Source organism: Paraburkholderia flagellata (assembly GCF_021390645.1).
Lineage (GTDB): Bacteria > Pseudomonadota > Gammaproteobacteria > Burkholderiales > Burkholderiaceae > Paraburkholderia > Paraburkholderia flagellata.
Genome location: NZ_JAJEJT010000003.1, coordinates 730722 through 750429, shown reverse-complemented (window position 1 = coordinate 750429; position 19708 = coordinate 730722). Strand labels below are relative to the sequence as shown.

Here is a 19708-nt window from a genome sequence, read left to right as displayed (position 1 = left end):
AATTCGATCAGGAACGCTTATCACTCGTCACTTGGTCACAGATTCACTTCCACCGGACTCGCTGGTGCGATGTTCGTCATCTGCGGCGCGGCTCGACAGACGCTTCTTGACGATGGAGTCGCCGTGCGGGGAAGCGGTCGGTGCTGGCAGGCGGGCCATGGCCATGAACGGCGCCATTGCGAGGAGGCCTGCAATGGCGAAGGTGGCGTTGAGTCGGCTGAAGTACGAGTACATGGCTTTCTCCTGACGATAAAATAAAGGATTACTAAACTATCGATGAATTGACTCGAAGTACGCCAGAAAACCCGGGAAGACGGCTTCCGAGTCAAAAGCTTACGATGAGTTTACATTTCGTAAGCTTTGCTTTCAAGCAGTGGGATGAAGATTTCTTGCGGCTAACGCCTCAAGAAATAGGGACATGAGCGCTGATATACGGCGAGAATGCGGGCCAGCCTGCGTTGCACAAGCCAGCCGGGTGGAGAGGCCTCAGAGCGCGAGCACGCGAGCCTCGATGCGCGCGAGACGTTTGACGTGGCGCGGCGCGGGTACGAGATCGGCGCCGGAGAAGAGCACGGGGGCGCCGTGCTGCGCGTCGAGCGCTTTGTCCCCGCATTCGTACGCCACGATCACCTGCTCGCCCACGGGCGTGTTGAACAGTTCGTGCCACGAGAACGTCACGAAGTAACCGTCGTGGCCGACGGCGAGGAAGATCATGCGCTTGAAGTCGCCGTCCACGTCGTTGCGCAGTTCCGCCTCACCGAGCAGATCCGTCAAGCGCACGCCGCGATAGGGCGCGACCGTCCGGATGAAGCGCTGGGTCGTGTAGCAGCGCAGATCGAACGCGGGGCACGTCACGGCCGGATATTGCCGAAGCGCTTCGAGCGACAGGGACATCGGATGCACGAGGCTGCCCGTGAGTTGAAGCGGGGCGCCTTGCCCAGCGGCATTGTCGATTGGGACGGGGGCGGTCGCGATATCCATGTATGAGTCTCCGGGCCGGTATCTGTTCGATGAGCGGGCAATGTCGCGTGCGATATAGCCTCGCGTATATTACGCTCGCGATTCACCGGAGTCAGCCTCGTGCGCAAGATGCCGGACATGCGATAGCGGTTATGTCCCCCGAAGCGGTGCGTTCGTACGCGTGAAGTCAGGCCATGGCGGCATCCCTGAGCCTGAACGCGGCGACGGTTTCGCGAAGCGCGTGCGCCTGCTCGGCCAGCGCATACGTTGCCGCCGATGCTTCCTCCACGAGCGCCGCGTTCTGCTGTGTGACTTCGTCCATTTGCGTGACGGCGATGTTCACCTGTTCGATGCCTGTCGACTGTTCGCGCGACGCCGTTGAAATATCCTGGACGGTGCCGGAAACCCGCTGCACGGCTTCGACGATCTCGTCGATGATCTGCCCGGCGTCGGCCACCTGGGACGATCCGCTTGCGACGTGTTCTTTCGACTGCTCGATGAGCGTCTTGATCTCGCGCGCCGCGCTCGCGCTACGTTGCGCGAGCGTGCGGACTTCGCCTGCGACAACGGCGAAACCGCGGCCTTGTTCACCCGCACGCGCCGCTTCGACGGCCGCGTTGAGCGCGAGAATGTTGGTTTGAAACGCGATGCCGTCGATCAACCCGATGATCTCGCCGACCTTGCTCGAGCTGTGGGCGATGGACTGCATCGTGCCGACCACGCCGCGCATCACCGTGCCGCCGCGCGCCGCGGTCTGCGCCGCCGTGCCCGCAAGCGAGGTGGCGTGCTCCGCATTCTGGGCGTTCATGCGCACGATCGACGTGAGTTCTTCCATGCTCGCGGCGGTTTCTTCGAGCGACGCTGCCTGCTCTTCGGTGCGCGAGGACAGATTCTGGTTGCCCGAGGCGATCTGCGCGCTCGCCGTCGCCACGCCTTCGGCATTGGCGCGGACCTCGCTCACCACGCGCGCGAGACTCGTCTGCATTTTCGCAAGCGCCATGAGCAGTTCCGCGGTTTCGTCGTCGCCGTGCGTATGCAGATCGGTCGACAGGTCACCGTTGGCGACCTCGCGGGCAAAGCCCACGGCGCGCCCCAGCGGGCGCGTTACCGTGCGGCTGAACAGCACGCCGCCCGCCAGCGCGAGCAGGAAGGCGACCACCATCAGCACGGCGCTCACGATGGTCGCGTGCGCGGCTTGTACCGCGGCCAGTGCGGCCACCTGTGCGTTGGTGGCGGCAATGGTCTGCGCGGCGCGGTCGAGCAGCTCGGCCGGGGCGCGATCGACACCGGCGACCACGGTATCGCCCGCAACGGGATCGGCGCCCGCTGCCTTGAACGCCTCGAAGCCCTTGCGGTATCCCTGGCCCATTGCTTCATGCGCCGCGGCGAATTGCTCGACGAGCGCGCGCGCTTCGCCATCGGGCAGCTTTGTTTCGAGCGCGGCGGCGAGATCGTTCACGGTGCGCTCGCGCTTCTGAAACGCGCTCCAGTAACGATCGAGCTTTTGCGGGTCCTTGCCGCGCAGGAGCGTGTCCTTCCACTCCTGCACTTGCAGCTTGAACGCAACGAGCGTGGCCGACACCATGCGCTCGTTCGCGGCGGCGTCCTGCACGGTGGTGCGATACGTATCGATTGCCTGGTTGAGCGTGTGGATGCCGTAAAACGCGCCCGCCGACATGAGGGTGAGCGACGCGGCGAAAGCGAGGGGAATCTTGCGGCTGAGCTTCATAGGGGGCGAATGGCTGAAAATGCAGGGCGCATGGCGCGCCGACTCCCTTATTACGGCACGCGCCGGCCCTTCTTGAGTATTGGCGCATTACGGCGTCTTTCGTCATACGGAAGCCGTTGAAAGCATCTTTCTCGCGAGTAGTGTTGGAGATCGAAAATGCCGATAAAAGTCCGACTATTCACGAGATATTTCACAAAAAACTCCCGCTGCGGGGCGTGACTGAATTTTGGAACTTAATATGGGATGCTTATTAAATTGGTCGTTGCAATCTGGCTTTTATCGGCGTGCATTTTCCAATGGACGGCGCGCGTTTTTACACGCGGTTGATAGAATGCGCAGCGCGAAACCCCTCGATTCGAAGGAGCCAGTCTGAATGTCACCGCACACGGATACCGAATTTTTTCGCCTTCTCGCGAATAGCTATCGCCGCCTGTTGGGCGTTGCACTCGTGCCCGAAGGCATGAGCGACCCAGAGGGCGCGGCCTGGCTCTACGAGCGCGCGCCGTTCGGCTTGCTTGCGCACGGCACGCAGGCGGACCCCGTGTTCATGTATGGCAATCGTCGCGCGCAGGCGATCTTCGGCTATGACTGGGATGAAATCACGGCGCTGCCTTCGCGTCTTTCGGCGCAGGCGCCCGAGCGTAGTGAGCGGCAGGCATTTCTCGATTCGGTTACGCGTGAAGGCTTCGTGAAAGACTATCGAGGCATTCGCATCACGAAGTCGGGGCAGCGCTTCTGGATCGAGCGCGCGACTGTATGGCAATTGATCGACGAAGCCGGCGTGCTGCACGGTCAGGCCGCGATGATTCCGCATATCGCGCCTTGCTGACGCGCACGAGCGCTAGCGAAGCCCGCGATCATTCCGGATTCAGCGGGCGTTTCTGTTTCGCTTGTGGCGCTGCCACCGCATAGCCCGCGAGAAATACGTCCACCGCCCGGTTCACGACCGGCGCCAGTTTCGCGCGCGAGGCTTTCACTTCATAGCCGAGCGTCGCGATTTCGACCAGTTCTGCCTCGAGAAGCGCCAGCAGATGGTGCGCAGCGACGCCTGCGTCACAGGGCCGAATTGCGCCCGACGCGATCGCGCTCTCCAGGAAGTCGCGCACGTGCATCAAACCCAGTTTTGGACCCGATTCGTACAAGACCCGGCCCACGTTCGACCGGTCGACTTCCTGATGGCAGAGGCGGCGTATCGCGAGAAAAGAGGGCTGCAGCACGGCGCCCAGGTAGTGGAGTCCGAACGCGACAAGCGACTCGTCTAGCGGCATATCGAGGGTCAACTGACTGAACGCATCCCGGATTTCTGTACCGGCGCGGCTCGTCATTGTTTCAGCAAATAACGCTTCTTTCGACTCGAAATAGCTATACAGCGTCGCCTTCGACGCGCCTGATCGAGCCGCGATTTGCGTCATCGACGCCTGCTCGAAGCCTTCGTCCCGGAACACTTCCAGTGCGGCTTCGATGATGGATTGGCGCTTTTCTTCGGTCTTCTTTCTCATGCAGTCTCCCTTCCTCACTCGCTCTCTGGCTCGGACGCGAGCGTCCACGCAAACACACCGGACAGTCATGGATGGAAACAATCGTGTCGGGTAATGAAATTGACAGCCATCAAGTGTTCAATTATAAACCATACCGTTCAGTTTAGTTATGTGATCGGGAACACGACATTTAGGGTTGGAAGGTGATGCGCGCTGAGGCGTCGCCTTTCCCGATCGCACGACTTCAACCATTTAGTACTGCGAGTCAATTGCTTCGCACCTGTCCGTGTTCCGGTAAGGCGATTCAATGCGCGATTCGATGGGATATATGCCACAACAGATTCATGCAAGAAATGGGTGGAGCAGGAAAAGCCACCGCTTGGGCGCAGCGCTTTTCTGCTCGACCGCAATATTGATCTCCGGCTGTCAACGTCACGACGCCGGGATGCCCGCGAGCCCCACTGAGCAGGGCGTTGAAGTCGGCGTCAAGACGCTTGCGCCCCAACGCATCGTGATGACGGCCGAACTCTCCGGCCGGCTTTCGTCCCTGAAGGTTTCGGATGTGCGTCCGCAGATTGGCGGCATCGTGCAGAAGCGGTTCTTCGTAGAGGGCTCGGACGTGAAGGCCGGCCAGGTGCTCTACCAGATCGATCCCGCCACCTACCAGGCGACCTACGATCAGACGCGCGGCACGCTCGCCAAGGCCGAGGCCACGCTTGCTTCCGCGAAAACGAAGGCGGACCGCTACGCGCAGCTCGTGAAGATCAACGCGGTCAGCGCGCAGGACAACGACGATGCGATCGCGGCCGTTCGCGAGGATGAGGCGGACGTGATTGCGGATCGCGCGTCGGTCGAATCGGCGCACATCAATCTTGGCTATACGCGCGTCACGGCGCCCATTTCAGGGCGTATCGGCGCTTCGTCGGTGACCGAAGGCGCGCTCGTGACTTCTGAGCAGACCACCGCGCTCGCGACCATTCAGGCGTACGACCAGATGTACCTCGACGTCACGCGCTCGAGCGCCGACTGGCTGCGCTTGCGCAAGGCATTTGCCTCGGGCCGGCTCAAGCGCTCAGGCACGGGCGCAGCGGTACAGCTCTTGATGGAGGACGGCACGCCATACGCACACGCGGGCGTGCTGCAGTTCTCGGGCATCACCGTGGATGCGACAACGGGCTCGGTGACGTTGCGCATGGTCTTCCCGAACCCGGAGGGTGAACTGCTGCCCGGCATGTTCGTGCGGGCGCAGCTCGACGAGGGCGAGAGCACGAGCGCGCTGCTCGTACCGCAACTCTCGGTCACGCGCGCTTCGGACGGCAGCGCGAGCGTGTGGGTCGTCAATGCGACCGGACACGCGAAGCAGGTCGCGGTGCATGCGGACAACGCCTATGGAAACCAGTGGATCGTCACGAGCGGACTGAAGGCCGGCGACCGCGTAATCGTAAGCGGGCTGCAAAAGGTGCAGGCCGGCGTGGCTGTTCACGTGGCCGCGGATGCGGCCGGTTCCGCTTCGGCAACGTCAGCGGCAACGTCCGCGGCAACTTCAGCGGCAACGTCGTAAGGAGGGCGCATGGCAGGTTTCTTCATCCAGCGCCCGATCCTCGCGTGGGTCATCGCGATCGTCATCATGTTGATTGGCGGCGCTGCGACCACCACGCTGCCGATCGAGCAATATCCGACCATCGCGCCGCCCTCGGTGCAGGTCACGGCGACCTATCCGGGCGCCTCCGCCGACACGGTTGCGAAGACCGTCACCCAGGTGATCGAGCAGAAGCTCTCCGGCATCGACAACCTGCTGTACATGTCGTCGACGAGCAGCGGCGCGGGGCAGGCGACCATCAACCTGACGTTCAAGCCGGGCACCAACCCGGATATCGCGCAGGTGCAGGTGCAGAACAAGGTGACCCAGGCCACGGCATCGCTGCCGGAAACGGTGCAGGAGCAGGGCGTGCAGGTGGCGAAGGCGTCGAGCGACTTTCTGATGATCGTCGCGCTGTCGTCGCCGGGCGGCACGCTCAATTCGATCGATCTCGGCAACGTCATCGCAACGCAGATCGAGGACCCGCTCACGCAGATCAACGGCGTGGGCGACGTCACGTTGTTCGGGGCGCAGCATGCCATGCGGATCTGGCTCGACCCCGTCAAGCTGCGCAGTTTCGGCGTCACCGCTTCCGATGTGACGACGGCTGTCACCAACCAGAACGTGCAGCTTTCCGTCGGCGAACTCGGTGGGGCGCCTGCTACGGACTCCCAGGCGATCAACGCGACGATCTCCGCGTCGAGCCTGATGACGACATCCGCCGAGTTCGGCGACATTCTCCTGCGCGTGAATAGCGACGGCTCGAAGGTTCTGCTCAAGGACGTCGCTCGCGTCGAGGTGGGCGGCGACTCGTACGACACGTCGTCGCGGCTAGACGGCAAGCCGGCCGCCGCGCTGGCCGTCAAGCTCTCGACCGGCGCGAACGCCATGGCGGTTGCGAAGGCTGTACGCGCCAAGCTCATGGAATTGCAGCCGCAGTTGCCCAAGGACGTTGCGATTGCGTATCCGTACGACTCCACGCCGTTCGTGAAGATCTCGATCGAGGAGGTCATGAAGACGCTTTTCGAAGCGGTGATCCTCGTGTTCCTCGTGATGTACGTGTTCCTGCAGAACCTGCGTGCGACGCTGATTCCGACAATCGTCGTGCCGGTCGCGCTGCTCGGCACACTGGGCGTGATGTCGGCGATCGGCTTCTCGATCAACGTGCTTTCGATGTTCGCCATGGTGCTCGCGATCGGCTTGCTCGTGGACGACGCGATCGTGGTCGTCGAGAACGTCGAGCGGATCATGGCCGAAGAAAAGCTCGATGCGAAAGCGGCAACGAAAAAGGCGATGAGTCAGATCACCGGTGCGCTCGTGGGCGTGACGACCGTGCTGACCGCCGTGTTCATCCCGATGGCATTCTTCTCCGGCTCGACGGGGGCGATCTATCGCCAGTTTTCGGTCACCATCGTTTCGGCGATGGTGCTCTCGGTGCTGCTCGCCATGACGCTTACGCCCGCGCTCTGCGCGAGCTTGCTGAGCCCGTCGGCGGTCGAACATGCGCAGAGCCGCGGATTGCTCGGCGCGTTCAACCGCCTCTTCACGAAGAGCAATGCGCGCTATAGCGCTACGTTGACGCGTGTGGTGGCGAAGCCCGCGCGCTGGATGTTTGGTTATGCGCTCATTGCAGGCGTGGTCGGCATTCTGTATGTGACGCTGCCTTCGTCTTATCTGCCGGAAGAGGACCAGGGCTCGGTCATGGTGTCCATCTCGGCGCCGGTCGGCACGCCTTCCTCGAAGACGCTGAAGACCGTGGCTGCCGTCGAGCAGTATTTCCTCAGGCAGCCCGCGGTGTCGCACGTGATGGCCGTGAACGGATTCAGCTTCAACGGGCAAGGGCAGAACAACGCACTCGCGTTCGTGCAGTTGAAGGACTGGAGCCAGCGCGGTTCGAACGATAGTGCGCAAGCGGTCATCAATCGCGCGAACGCCGCCTTCGCGCGCATTCGCGATGCGCAGATCTTCGTGATGAACGAGCCCGCAATTCATGGCCTCGGCACGCAGAGCGGTCTAGACTTCGAGATCGAGGACCGTGCGGGCCAGGGTCATGACAAGCTGCTGAAGGCGCGCAACCAGTTCGTCGCGCTGGCCGCGAAGGATCCGTCGCTTGCGATGACGCGACCGGCGGGCCTCGAAGATACGCCGCAGCTCTTTGTCGATATCGACCGGGAGAAGGCGAGTGCGCTAGGGCTGTCGATCGCCGATGTCGATACGACGATTTCCACGGCATTCGGTTCGGCGTACGTGAATAACTACATCGATACCGGGCGGATCCAGAAGGTTTACGTGCAGGCGGACGCGCCGTACCGCATGATGCCGGACAACATCGGCCAGTGGTACGTGCGCGCGGATTCTTCGACAAGTAGTTCGTCATCCTCAAGTTCGTCTTCTTCGTCGAGTTCTACATCGACGTCATCCACGACGACCTCGGGCTACGACGGCCAGATGGTGCCATTCTCGGCGTTCGCCACCACGCGCTGGACGTTCGGGCCGCCGCAGATCGAACGCTACAACCGCGAACTGGCGATGCAGATGAGCGCGCAGCCCGCACCCGGCGTGAGCACTGGTCAGGCGATGGCCGCTGTCGATAATCTCGCGAAGCAGTTGCCCGCTGGATTCGGTATCGAGTGGACGGGGCAGTCGTATCAGGAAGTGCTCGCGGGTTCCCAGGCCACGTACCTGTACGCCATTTCGCTGATCGTGGTGTTCCTCTGCCTCGCGGGGCTGTACGAAAGCTGGTCGGTGCCGCTTGCCGTCATTCTCGTGGTGCCGATCGGCGTGCTTGGCGCGTTGTTGGGCGCGCATTTACGCGGCCTGTCGAACGACGTGTATTTCAAGGTCGGCCTGCTGACGACAATCGGTCTCGCAACGAAGAACGCGATCCTGATCGTCGAATTCGCTAAGGACCTCCAGGCACAGGGCCGCGGGCTCGTCGAGGCCACGCTCGAAGCGGCGCACCAGCGCTTGCGGCCGATTCTCATGACGTCGCTGGCTTTCGTGTTCGGCGTGCTGCCGCTCGTGATCAGCACCGGCGCGGGCTCGGCCGCGCGCCATGCGATCGGAACCGGCGTTGCCGGCGGGATGATCGCGGCGACGGCGCTCGCCATCTTCTTCGTGCCCGTGTTCTTCATTGTCGTGCGCAAGCTGTTCAACGAGCATGGCGAGAGCGAAGCCACGCCGCCCGCAAAGGACCATGAATGAAATTGAAGCTTCTGTCCGTGCTCTGTGCGGCAGCATTGAGTGCGTGTTCGCTCGACCCGGTTTATCAACGTCCCGCGTCGCCGGTGGCTACCACATGGCCGACGGGCGCCGCGTACGATGCGGCTTCGGCTGCGGTGGCTGTGTCACCTACGTCACCGAACGCGGCCGACGTCGGCTGGCGCGACTACTTCAAGGACCCGCATCTGCAAGAGCTGATCGCGCTCGCGCTTGACCACAATCGCGACCTGCGCGTCGCGGCGCTGCAGGTGGCCGAATACGAGGCGCAGTACCGCATCACGCGCGCGGAGCTGGCGCCGACGATCGACGCCGGCGGCTCGCTCACGAACACGCGCACCGATGGCGCGATGAGCCACTCGAACACCGTGTCGGTCGGCACGACGTCGTGGGAAATCGACTTCTTCGGGCGCATTCGGAGCCTGAAGCGCCAGGCGCTCGAAAACTATCTGTCGACGCAGGCCTCGCGCACCAGCACGCAGCTATCGCTCGTGGCCGACGTTGCGACCGACTATCTGCAATTGCTCTCTGACCAGACCTTGCTGAAGGTCTCGACCGATACCGCCACGGCCAACCAGAGCACCTACGACCTCACGCTGAGCATGATGAAGATCGGCAGTGCCTCGCTTCAGGACGTGCGTGAGGCGCAGACCTCGCTTGCGAGCGCACGCGCGAGTGTGGCGTCGTACACGCGCGCGGTCGCGCAGGACCGCAACAATCTGATCGCCGAAATTGGCTGCCCGTTGCCCGATGACTTTGCCACGGGTCCCACGCTGCTGGAGAGCGACGCCATGTTCGCCGAGGTCGATGCAGGCATCCCATCCGATTTGCTCGCGTGCCGGCCCGATATCATCGAGGCCGAGCATACGCTCAAGGCGGCGAACGCGAATATCGGCGCCGCGCGCGCGGCGTTCTTTCCCAAGATCGAGCTGACGGCGAGCGCGGGCACCGCCAGCACGAGCCTCTCGGAGCTGTTCAAGGCAAGCACGGGCGCGTGGACGTTCGCGCCGACGATCACGATGCCGATCTTCGATTATGGCAGCAACAAGGCGTCGCTCGACGTCGCGAAGATCGAGAAGGATATCGACGTGGCCGACTACGAAAAGGCGATCCAGACGGCGTTCAAGGAAGTGTCGAACGCACTGGCGGGGCGCGCGACCTATGTCGATCAGGTCGAGGCGGACCGCGAGTACGTGAAATCGGCGCAGGATTACTACGATCTCGCGCAGGCGCGCTACAAGACCGGCACCGACAGCTTCCTGACCGTGCTGACCGCGCAACGCACGCTCTACACCGCGCAGGAGCAACTCGTCACCGACGAACTGGCGAAGCTGTCGAATCAGGTCACGCTGTACAAGGTGCTGGGCGGCGGCTGGTCTGCGACGAGCGTGCAAGAGCCGGCTGCCGCAAGCGACCCGGCGCGTTCCTGACGCATGCGAGGCGAAATGCGATCGCAGCGCGCGACCCGCTAGAATTGCATTGGCCGGCGCTGCGTTGCGCGCCGGCGTTCGCGTTTTCCTTGCCATTTCCCATTCAATCCACGCGTGAAGACCGCTACCCTCGAACAACTGCGCGACGGGCAACTCGCCGGCGCACGACAGCTCAAGCTCGCCTGCGGGTTGACCGAATTTCCGCGCGAGATCTTCGATCTCGCCGACACCCTGGAGGCGCTCGACCTCTCGGGTAATGCGCTCACAACGCTGCCGGACGATATGCCGAGGCTGCGCCATCTGCGCATTCTGTTCGCCTCGAATAACCCGTTCACCGAGTTGCCGCGCGTGCTTGGCGAGTGCGAGTCGCTGAGCATGGTCGGCTTCAAGGCGAACCGAATCCGGCACGTTTCGGGGCGCGCGCTGCCGCCGCAATTGCGCTGGCTGATCCTGACCGATAACGAGGTCGACGCGCTGCCGCCCGAAATCGGCGAGCGTCCGAATCTGCAGAAGCTGATGCTAGCCGGCAACCGGCTGCGCTCGCTGCCCGAGACGATGGCTGCTTGCAGCCGGCTCGAACTGCTGCGCATTGCGGCGAACCGGCTCGGTGCCTTGCCCGCCTGGCTGCTGCGTCTGCCGCGCCTGGCGTGGCTCGCTTACGCCGGCAATCCGCTGAACACCATGCGCGAGCAGGTAGCGCTGGCCGATGCGCCGGTGCCCGATATCGACTGGCATACGCTCGCGCTTGGACAGACGCTCGGCGAGGGCGCATCGGGCGTGACGCATCGCGCGACGCGTTTGCTGCGCGACGGGCATCCGGTCGAGGCGGTCGCCGTCAAGCTGTTCAAGGGCGCGGTGACGAGCGACGGTTTGCCGGAGCTCGAAATGGCCGCGTGTCTGCAAGCCGGTTCGCACCCGAATCTCATCCCGGTGCTCGGCAAGGCCACGGGTCATCCGCTGGGCGAGCATGGGCTTGTGATGGAACTGATCCATCCGTCGTTCGCTAATCTCGCCGGGCCTCCGAGCCTCGACTCGTGCACGCGCGACGTCTACGCGGCCGATGTGCGGTTCGACGGGACGGTGGCGTTGCAGATCGCGCGCGGGATCGCGTCGGCGGCGCGGCATCTGCATGGTCGCGGGATCATGCACGGCGATCTCTATGCGCACAACATCCTGCATGACGGTGCAGGACACGTATTGCTCGGCGACTTCGGCGCGGCGTCGTTGCACGATATCGACGATCGCGCACAGGCGCAGGCGCTCGAGCGTATCGAGGTGCGTGCTTTCGGCTGCCTGCTGGAAGAACTCGCGCAACGTTTGGCCGGAGAAGCGCATGATCGTGCCGCTGGGTTCGATGCGCTGATAGCCGACTGCTTCGCTGAGCAGGTCGAGATGCGGCCTTCGTTCGATGAGATTGTCGAGCGGCTGTCTGCGTTGAACGATTGAGCTATTGAGCGCAAACCGTTAGCGCCCCGTTGCAGTTTCAGGCAACCGCGCCGACTTTCATTTATGCGTTTTGCGGGGACGACCGGCGTGGGCCGGTCCGTCCTGCTAATGCGGCAAGCGCGGTTCGAGGGAGTTCTTCCGTGGCCAGCGCCCACAGCGAATACGCAACACCGCGCTGGAACAACAAGCTGACAGCAGTGCGAAGTTCGCCCCTGCCGAGCGCATAGACCGATTCGGTTACGCCCATCGCACCGTGCATCAGGACGCTGGCATGCCGGTAGCACCCCATCATGCAGGCATTGCAGGGTTCCCGTTGATCGGGTAGATGGTCGAGGTCAAAGACGGAGCCCATGGGCTCATGCCACGGCTCGCAGCGCCAGACATCGAGGTTCCAGTCGATATAAAAATACTTGCTGCCAGCGATGCACGGAATGAGTTGCTGTTCGCCGCGCACGAACCGCGCAACCTCGTTCAGTGCTGCGCTCGGGTCCATCACACGAAAGCGCTTTTTGAGGCCCTCGATTGCACTCAATGCTTCGAGTAGTTCGTCACGGCTGAGATCCACGAGTGTCGAATTTTCGTCGTAAACAAGCGATGTGGAACCGAACGCGTCCCGCCTCGGATAGGAAAACACTACGGAATCGAAGCCAAGCTGCTCGAGCGTCTCTGGAAGCGCTTCGTAATGGACCAGATGGCTCACCGTAACCGTCGCGCAGACGGGAATGCCGAACGCATGGGCTTGTGCGATGCCCTCGCGGATGCGGCCCTCGAGGCCAGGCAGCCCGCGATTACGCTCGTGCTCGCGCATGTCCGCGCTATCGATCGATATCAGGAGACGCTTGAGGCCTGCGGCAGCCAGTTGTTTGATGTGGCGGGGGAGGAACCAGCCATTCGTGATCACGCCGCACTGGATGCCGGCTTTCGTGGCCGACCCTACGAGCGATTCGATCTGCGGGTGAACCAGAGGCTCGCCGCCTTGCAGCGTCATGTAGCGAATCCTGCGGTTGCGCAGCATCGGCATCGCACGCGCGAATTCGTCAGGGTCGATATAGCGACGCGGGCCTGCGAGTTTCTTCTCACGCGAAAAGCCGCAGAAGTCGCATGCAGCGTTGCAAACATTCGTAACCGAGACGTCACAGACCGCGGGCAATGGATTGCGCGGCTCGCTCGCGACGCTGCTTACATTTGGCAAACTGCGCCACTTGATGGTCCGCTCTGTTCTATCCATGGTTCCCTCATGGTTTGCTGACGCATTGCGCAGGAACCATCATAGGCTACGACCGGCACACGCGCTGGATCAGGCGCGATATTTGTCCAAAAATGGATCGAACAAATCCTGTTTGAAAGGCTAGTGTGAGACGACTTCAATCCCCATACTTGAGGTGTCTCACCGGGAACTCTGTTCCGGGCGAGTTTGTGAACGCAATGCACGGGTTGCAGGAGGAGGGTGAAATGGTTGATGGCACAACCACCAAGCCGCGCGCGATCGGCTTCAATCACGTCGCGCTGGAAGTTGGCGATATCGAGGAAGCGCTGGCCTTCTATGGCCGCATCTTCGACCTTCAATTGCGCGGCAAGAGCAAGACGATGGCCTTCATCGATCTCGGCGATCAATTCATCGCGTTGCAGGCGGGACGCAAACAGCCCGCCGATGATGGCCGGCATGTCGGCCTCGTAGTCGATGACAAAGAGGCGGCGCGCGCCGCCCTCAAGGCGGCGGGCGTCAAGTTGCTCGACGGTCCGTTTCTGGATTTCCGCGACCCTTGGGGCAATCGCATCGAGATCGTGGGCTATGACAATATCCAGTACACCAAAGCGCCGAACGTGCTGCGCGGCATGGGTCTCACGCACTTGACCAAGAACGAGAGCGCGAAAAAGGAGCTGGCGGAAAAAGGGATGGCGGCGAGCTAGAAAGCAGTTTTCGGTGATGGCTTTTCGGCAACACCCCGGCTTCGGTCAGTTCGGCTGCGGTTGCGGTTGCTGCGGTTGCGGTTGCTGCGGTTGAGGCTGCTGCGGTTGAGGCAGTTGTGGCTGCGGCGCCGTGATCGGTTCGAGCCCGCTGCGCATAATCGCGGGCGCTGCATCCGGCGAAGACAGAAAGCGAATCAGCGCCTCTGCGCCGGCCGGATTTTTAGCAGTGGTAACAATGCCCCCGGAGTACACCACGTAACGCTGCAATTCCGCGGGCAAACTGCCGACCACTGTCACCCCCTTCACCGGCAGCAGTTCCACGACCTGCTGGAATCCGATCTCCGCGTCGCCGCTCGCAACGACAGTGGCGACCCGCTCGGCGGGAACCATGCGGCTCTTGCTTTTCACGCGCCCTTCAATTCCCAGACGGGAAAACAGTTCGTTGGCGATATAGACGCCAATCGCGTTTTGCGGATAAACAATCGACTTCGCTTCAAGCAGCGCGCGGCGCAGCGCGTCGACAGAACTGATGTCCGGTTTCGGCGCACCGTCGCGCACCACCATGCCGATTGGCGAGCGTGCGAAATCCACCTTGCTGCCGGGCACAACATTGCCGGCGTGAATTTGTTCGTCCAGCGCATAGCTGACCACGATTAGCACGTCGGCCCACTCGCCACGCGCAAACCGCACGGGAATGGCATTCAGTGCCGTGCCCGCCGCGGCCCCCCATATCGTGACCAACGTGTTGCCGGTCTCGTCCTCGAATAGTGGGCCCAGCTCACGATACGCCGGCGCAAACCAGCCCGACATCATGACCTTGACCTGGTCCGCCAGGCACGCGCGTGGGCCCATTAACGCGAGCGTTACGCAGAACGCGAGTGTGCGAAGCCGCAGCATATGCATAGTCATGGCTGACCTGGCCCGGATATACATCGCTCCCTATTTGTGAGGAAGGCGTGTGAAGAAAGCGTGTGAATAAAACGCGCGACGAAAGCGCGTCGTGCAACGACCGATTTGCATCGTTTATACAACACGTTCGTTTGTGCACACACGGCTTTTCTTCGCCTCTGATAGTCTTTTCCCAGCGACAGTTCGGGCGGTTAACAAACTTGACGCGTGCGATCGTAAAATCGAAAAGAGGGGGGCTTATCCATGTTGCATTGGCTTTCAAACTTGATTGCCCACAATGCCGCAACGCCGGAGAAGCAGGCTCAACGCGCGCTGGGTGAATTACGCATGGCGCTGTTCCAGGCCGAACAGCGCGTTCTGGATGCGCAACTACAGGCTGAGTATTACCGCACGCGAATTGCGTTTTGCGAGGAGGTGCTGAAGGCGGGCATCGAACAGGTGTCGGACCAGCGCAAAGGGCAACGTGAAGCGGTTACGCACGACTTGCGTCCGAACCTCAAGCTGACGACTTCGCAATAGCCTGGCACGGCAGTCGAGTTTCCTCCAGCAGTGATAGAGCATGAAACATCACAATGTGATGCAATATCTATCGAGGGAACTCTACAAGCAATGCAAGGCCGAATCGGTCCGGCGATTTGGGGACACGGCGCACGGCCGTATGGATCCGTGCGATGGCTTGCGGGGGCGGCAGCGGTTGCGGCTGCGGCACCAAACTTGCTCTATCGATGTGCAGGGAACACCAGTGGTTGAACAAATCGACCCTACATATCAGGAGACGATCATGGATAACCATGAGCATGGCCACCCCCAGGCGATCGAGCAGAACGACGCCGATTCCGCGAACGAGCCTTACGAGCACCCGTATCGTGCGTTGTTGCACGAGCCCACTGTCGCGCTGATTGGCAACCCAAGTGACCGCGCAGACGTCGCTACGTCGGCGATATTGGGCTACAACTGACGGCAGCGATTTCATCGACTGCCGATCAAGATATTCTGCATTCCGAATTATTCGGTCAATCAAGGCAGCGTCGACGACAAGCAGTAGATGCGCGCCTGGCCGGGCGCATCGCGCTTTTCGATAGTCGGCAGGATAAACGACGAACGGCTAGATGCGCGGTAGATCGTCGATGGATTTTTCGACGTTGCCGTCCGGCACTTCCAGATCGATTCCATCGGCTCCGTTGGGATGGGGCACCGGCTTGATCTTCGGGCCAAGAAATCTCATGCCGCCCAGCGTAAATACTGAATAAACCACTGCGCCCGAGCGGATGTCGTTTGTGACGGCCGCCACCTCGGAGATGGTGGGTGTCGAGAGCCAATTGTGCGTCTGGGGGTCGATTTGCGCCCAGCGCACGTGTGTTACCCGGTCCGTTGAGGAACTGATGCGTACACCGTCGACACCATAGGTAGCCATAGCCGTCACCCTCGAGGCGAGAGTTCAATGGTAGTCCGTTCGCTGCGCGAGTGGTAGCGCGCTGGGCTTTTTCAGTCGACCGCGCTCACCACACCGCCTGGCTCGTGATCGCAAACTGCTTGAACTGAGTATCGATGCGTAATGGCTCACCGCGTTCCGTCTTCTCGATGTGATCGACGAGCGGCAGCCCCACGCCTTCGAGCCAGTCGGAGAGCCCAAGATCGACGGGCGTATCGATGCGTACGAACATGCCCGCGTTGGAGGCGAGCCAGTGGCTGATCAGCGCCTTGGCGCGGCACGCGTCCGGCGAATCGGGGGCGATCACGGGGCCGATCACATGCCCGTCGCCAAAGCGGCGAAAGAGCGCGAAGCCGATCAGTTCGCCGTCGCGGTCCAGCGCGATGCCGCTCGCTTGATCGAGCAGTTTGGGCAGCATGTCCGAGCGGTCGAGGCCGCTTGCGCGCGTGGCCAACTCGATCAGGCGAGGCCGGTCGCTTGCGCCGATCGGGCGCAGCCGCTCACCCGCGGGCAGCGAGACGAGCGGCGGCTGGAATGCCGCGCCCTGGTGCTGGTGAATCCGGCCGATACGCGTAAAACCGAGCCGCTCGACGAGCGGCCAGCCCGTGTCGCTCGCGTGGAGCAGCAGCGTGCGCGAGGCGAGCGCCTGCATCCAGTACTCGATCATGGTCCGGCCAATGCCGCGGCGCTGATGACTGGGCTTGACGATCAGCATGCCGAGCGTTGCCGCGTTGGGACCGAACAGCCAGGAGAAAGCCGTGCCGACGAGCGAACCGCTTTCATCCACGGCCACGATGCCTTCGCCGATGCGCGCGGCGAAACGCCAATCTTCGGGGCGGTGCCGCCAGCGCACCGACGTCGACAACGCATGCGCGGCGGCCAGATCGTCGGCAGTAAAGGCGCGGTAGGTAATGACGCTGTTCAGGTTCGGGTCGGACACGCCGGCCTCCATATTTCTGTATACGCGTACCGTGACTATCGCATTGGCCGCCGTGGCTGACTAGGACGATCTTCCTGTTGTGGGCACAGCCGCGGCCCGCACCCATGATGCAATGCAAAACGCGGGGTTGGACGGTCAACAACGCGTCGATTCTGCTGATTGCGCTTTATTGTCGGCGAAATATGCGGTGGCACTGGGCCTACGATAGTTCCCATCGAGACCAAGTCGAGGGAACGCAGTCATGGACCAGTTCGATCCCGGCGCAGTGGCTGCCGCAGTGGCCGAAAAAGCCGGCCATTTCATTGGCGGCGAGCGGGTCGTGGAGGGCGCGGCGCGCATCGAAGTCGCGCGGCCATCGGACGGCGTGGTCTATGCCTCGCTGCCGCTCGGCGATGCGCAACAGGTGGACCGCGCCGTCGATAACGCGAGTCGAGCATTTCGCGAGAGCGGCTGGGCGCGCATGGCGCCGCGCGAGCGCGCCCGCATCCTGCGCCGCTTCGCCGACCTGATCGCCGCCGACACCACCACGCTCGCGCCGCTCGAAGCGCTCGGCTCGACGCGCCCCGTGCGTGACGTCTGTGCCTGGGACGTGCCGTTCACGGCGGAAGGCATTCGCTTCTATGCCGAGTTCGCCGACAAGATCGGAGGCGAGGTCGTGGCCACCGATCACGACCATCTGGGCATGACGATCGCCGAGCCCTATGGCGTGGTTGGCGCGATCGCGCCGTGGAATTTCCCGCTCGTGATGGCGTCGTGGAAAATCGGCCCGGCGCTCGCGGCAGGCAATGCCGTGGTGCTCAAGCCCTCGGAAATGACGCCGTTTTCCGTGTTGCGCCTGGCCGAACTCGCGATTGAAGCAGGCATTCCACCGGGCATCTTCAACATCGTGCAAGGCGACGGCGCGACAACGGGCGACGCGCTCGTGCGCCATCCGGGCGTCGCGAAGGTGACGTTCACGGGATCGACGCGCGCCGGTGCCGCGATCATGGCGGCGTGCGCGCAAAGCGGTACGAAGCCGGTCACGCTGGAACTGGGCGGCAAGAGCCCGCAACTCGTGTTTGCCGATGCCCCGAGGCTCGACGAGGTCGCGCGCCGCATCGCCGGCGCGATTGCGGGTAACGCCGGGCAGGTGTGCGTGGCCGGTTCGCGGCTGCTCGTCGAGCGCGGCATCGCCGACGAACTCGTGTCGCGCATCGAGCAGGCATTCGCGTCGCTGCGCGCGGGCGCGACGTGGGCTTCGGGCACGACGCTGCCACCCATCATTTCGGATGCGCAGGCCGCGCGCATCGAAGCCATCGTCGAGCGCAGCGTGGCCGAAGGCGCCACGCTGTATTGCGGTGGCCGCCGCGCTGACGCGCCGGTGCCGGGCGCGTTCTATCTGCCCACCATCCTCACCGGCGTGACCCCGCAAACCGAGGCGGTGCGCGCCGAGATCTTCGGCCCCGTGCTTACGGTGCAGACCTTCGACACAGAGGAAGAAGCGCTCGCGCTCGCCTCGCATCCCGAATACGGCCTCGCCGCTGGCGTGCACACCGCGGACATCGGCCGAGCGCTGCGCCTCGTGCGCGCACTGGAGGCGGGCACCGTGTGGGTGAACCGCTACGGGCGCAGCAGCGACTTCATGATCCCGACGGGCGGTTACAAGCGCTCGGGCATGGGCAAGGATCTTGGGCGCCAGGGCTATGAAGCGCACCTGCGTTTCAAGAGCGTGCTGATCGATATGCGGACCTGACGTCATGCCGACTGCGATGCCGACGAATCACGCAGGAAAACGCACGGTCATGCGGCTTTGGCCCGCGCGATGGCGTCACCGCAGAATCTGCTGTGGCGGCCCCTGCAAACGCGTGGTTTATACCGTGAAGGCCCCACGATTCGACGCCAACCCCCAATTTTGCGCTGTTTAAATTTTCCACAGGGACGCACTTCTTCCTGTTTTCGCCACTGAGCCCGGAGCGGGTTCATCACACGAAAGGATTGCCATCATGATCGATTTCGAGCCGAAGTACATCACGTTCGACTGCTACGGCACGCTGACGAAGTTCCGCATGGCCGACATGGCGCGCGAGATGTACGGCGACCGCCTCAAGGGCGCCGATCTCGAGAAGTTCGTCGCGTTCTTCGCGGGCTATCGCCGCGACGAGGTGCTCGGCGCCTGGAAGCCGTACCGCGACGTGGTCGTCAATTCGGTGCGCCGCGCCTGCAAGCGCATGAACGTCGAGTTCATCGAGGCCGAAGCCGAAAAGTTCTACACCGCCGTGCCGACCTGGGGCCCGCATCCGGATGTGCCGGAAGGCCTCTCGCGCCTCGCGAAGAAGTACAAGCTCGTGATTCTCTCGAACGCTTCGGACGACCAGATCCAGAGCAACGTCGACAAGCTCGGCGCGCCGTTCCACCGCGTGTTCACGGCGCAGCAGGCGCAGTCGTACAAGCCGCGCATGCAGGGCTTCGAGTACATGTTCGACCAGTTGAACTGCAACCCCGGCGACGTGCTGCACGTTTCGTCGAGCCTGCGCTACGACCTCATGACGGCGCACGACATGGGCATCAAGCACAAGGCCTTCGTCAAGCGCGGCCACGAGCCGGGCACGCCGTACTACGAGTACTACGAAGTCGAGACGATCGGCGAACTCGCTTCGCAACTGGGTCTGTGAGAACAGGGATAGCCGAGGCCGCCC

The 19708-nt window shown here is 62.7% G+C and carries 18 protein-coding genes; 10 read left to right on the top strand and 8 right to left on the bottom strand.

All coding sequences use genetic code 11. The annotated features are described in order from the left end of the window. Positions 1–27 precede the first annotated feature (27 nt). The 3 genes from L0U83_RS27030 to L0U83_RS27020 all read right to left on the bottom strand — a co-directional run bounded on the left by L0U83_RS27030 (position 28) and on the right by L0U83_RS27020 (position 2689). Positions 28–234 (bottom strand): hypothetical protein, encoded by a 207-nt coding sequence (locus L0U83_RS27030; RefSeq protein ID WP_233887221.1) that lies wholly within the window; start codon positions 232–234, stop codon positions 28–30. A gap of 252 nt (positions 235–486) precedes the next feature. After that, on the bottom strand, positions 487–981 hold the full coding sequence (locus L0U83_RS27025; protein ID WP_233887220.1) for a molybdopterin-dependent oxidoreductase: 495 nt from the start codon (positions 979–981) through the stop codon (positions 487–489). 166 nt (positions 982–1147) lie between these two features. Continuing rightward, positions 1148–2689, bottom strand: coding sequence for a methyl-accepting chemotaxis protein (locus tag L0U83_RS27020; protein WP_233887219.1), 1542 nt, complete (start codon positions 2687–2689; stop codon positions 1148–1150). Positions 2690–3062: 373 nt separating this feature from the next. Here L0U83_RS27020 and L0U83_RS27015 point away from each other — a divergent pair, with 373 nt between their 5' ends. After that, the gene (locus tag L0U83_RS27015) at positions 3063–3518 is read left to right on the top strand and encodes an MEKHLA domain-containing protein (protein ID WP_233887218.1); all 456 of its coding nucleotides are present in this window, start codon (positions 3063–3065) and stop codon (positions 3516–3518) included. A gap of 28 nt (positions 3519–3546) precedes the next feature. Here L0U83_RS27015 and L0U83_RS27010 read toward each other — a convergent pair whose 3' ends face one another. Beyond that, entirely contained in the window at positions 3547–4188 is a 642-nt protein-coding gene (locus L0U83_RS27010; RefSeq protein ID WP_233887217.1) for a TetR/AcrR family transcriptional regulator, read from the bottom strand. Between the two features lie 307 nt (positions 4189–4495). Between L0U83_RS27010 and L0U83_RS27005 the strand changes: the two genes are divergently transcribed. From L0U83_RS27005 to L0U83_RS26990, 4 genes are all read left to right on the top strand, one after another. After that, complete coding sequence (locus L0U83_RS27005) at positions 4496–5728, top strand: efflux RND transporter periplasmic adaptor subunit (RefSeq protein WP_373321141.1); 1233 nt, start codon at positions 4496–4498, stop codon at positions 5726–5728. A 9-nt stretch (positions 5729–5737) separates the two neighbouring features. Then, complete coding sequence (locus L0U83_RS27000; protein WP_233887216.1) at positions 5738–8950, top strand: efflux RND transporter permease subunit; 3213 nt, start codon at positions 5738–5740, stop codon at positions 8948–8950. Beyond that, positions 8947–10395 carry an efflux transporter outer membrane subunit gene (locus L0U83_RS26995; protein ID WP_233887215.1) on the top strand — a complete coding sequence of 483 codons (1449 nt, stop codon included), beginning with the start codon at positions 8947–8949 and terminating at the stop codon, positions 10393–10395. Before L0U83_RS27000 ends, L0U83_RS26995 begins: the two co-directional genes overlap by 4 nt. Positions 10396–10509: 114 nt before the next feature. Further along, a complete protein-coding gene (locus tag L0U83_RS26990) occupies positions 10510–11841 on the top strand; it encodes a leucine-rich repeat-containing protein kinase family protein (RefSeq protein ID WP_233887214.1) in 1332 nt (443 codons plus the stop codon). A gap of 61 nt (positions 11842–11902) precedes the next feature. On the opposite strand, the gene L0U83_RS26985 is transcribed toward L0U83_RS26990, so the two are convergent. Then, a complete protein-coding gene (locus L0U83_RS26985) occupies positions 11903–13069 on the bottom strand; it encodes a radical SAM protein (RefSeq protein WP_233887213.1) in 1167 nt (388 codons plus the stop codon). Positions 13070–13266: 197 nt separating this feature from the next. Between L0U83_RS26985 and L0U83_RS26980 the strand changes: the two genes are divergently transcribed. Then, positions 13267–13752, top strand: coding sequence for a VOC family protein (locus L0U83_RS26980; protein WP_233887898.1), 486 nt, complete (start codon positions 13267–13269; stop codon positions 13750–13752). 45 nt (positions 13753–13797) lie between these two features. Here L0U83_RS26980 and L0U83_RS26975 read toward each other — a convergent pair whose 3' ends face one another. Next, positions 13798–14562 (bottom strand): substrate-binding domain-containing protein, encoded by a 765-nt coding sequence (locus L0U83_RS26975; RefSeq protein ID WP_233887897.1) that lies wholly within the window; start codon positions 14560–14562, stop codon positions 13798–13800. A gap of 342 nt (positions 14563–14904) precedes the next feature. On the opposite strand from L0U83_RS26975, the gene L0U83_RS26970 reads away from it, so the two are divergent. Both L0U83_RS26970 and L0U83_RS26965 read left to right on the top strand, forming a co-directional pair. After that, a complete protein-coding gene (locus L0U83_RS26970) occupies positions 14905–15180 on the top strand; it encodes a hypothetical protein (RefSeq protein WP_233887212.1) in 276 nt (91 codons plus the stop codon). Positions 15181–15442: 262 nt separating this feature from the next. Continuing rightward, entirely contained in the window at positions 15443–15619 is a 177-nt protein-coding gene (locus L0U83_RS26965; RefSeq protein ID WP_233887211.1) for a hypothetical protein, read from the top strand. Between the two features lie 147 nt (positions 15620–15766). Here L0U83_RS26965 and L0U83_RS26960 read toward each other — a convergent pair whose 3' ends face one another. Together L0U83_RS26960 and L0U83_RS26955 are read right to left on the bottom strand one after the other, a co-directional pair. Next, positions 15767–16075, bottom strand: coding sequence for a hypothetical protein (locus tag L0U83_RS26960; RefSeq protein ID WP_233887210.1), 309 nt, complete (start codon positions 16073–16075; stop codon positions 15767–15769). 85 nt (positions 16076–16160) lie between these two features. Continuing rightward, entirely contained in the window at positions 16161–17045 is an 885-nt protein-coding gene (locus L0U83_RS26955) for a GNAT family N-acetyltransferase (protein WP_233887209.1), read from the bottom strand. 229 nt (positions 17046–17274) lie between these two features. Here L0U83_RS26955 and L0U83_RS26950 point away from each other — a divergent pair, with 229 nt between their 5' ends. Both L0U83_RS26950 and L0U83_RS26945 read left to right on the top strand, forming a co-directional pair. Next, a complete protein-coding gene (locus tag L0U83_RS26950) occupies positions 17275–18765 on the top strand; it encodes an aldehyde dehydrogenase family protein (protein ID WP_233887208.1) in 1491 nt (496 codons plus the stop codon). A gap of 250 nt (positions 18766–19015) precedes the next feature. Next, a complete protein-coding gene (locus L0U83_RS26945; RefSeq protein ID WP_233887207.1) occupies positions 19016–19684 on the top strand; it encodes a haloacid dehalogenase type II in 669 nt (222 codons plus the stop codon). Positions 19685–19708: the final 24 nt, after the last annotated feature.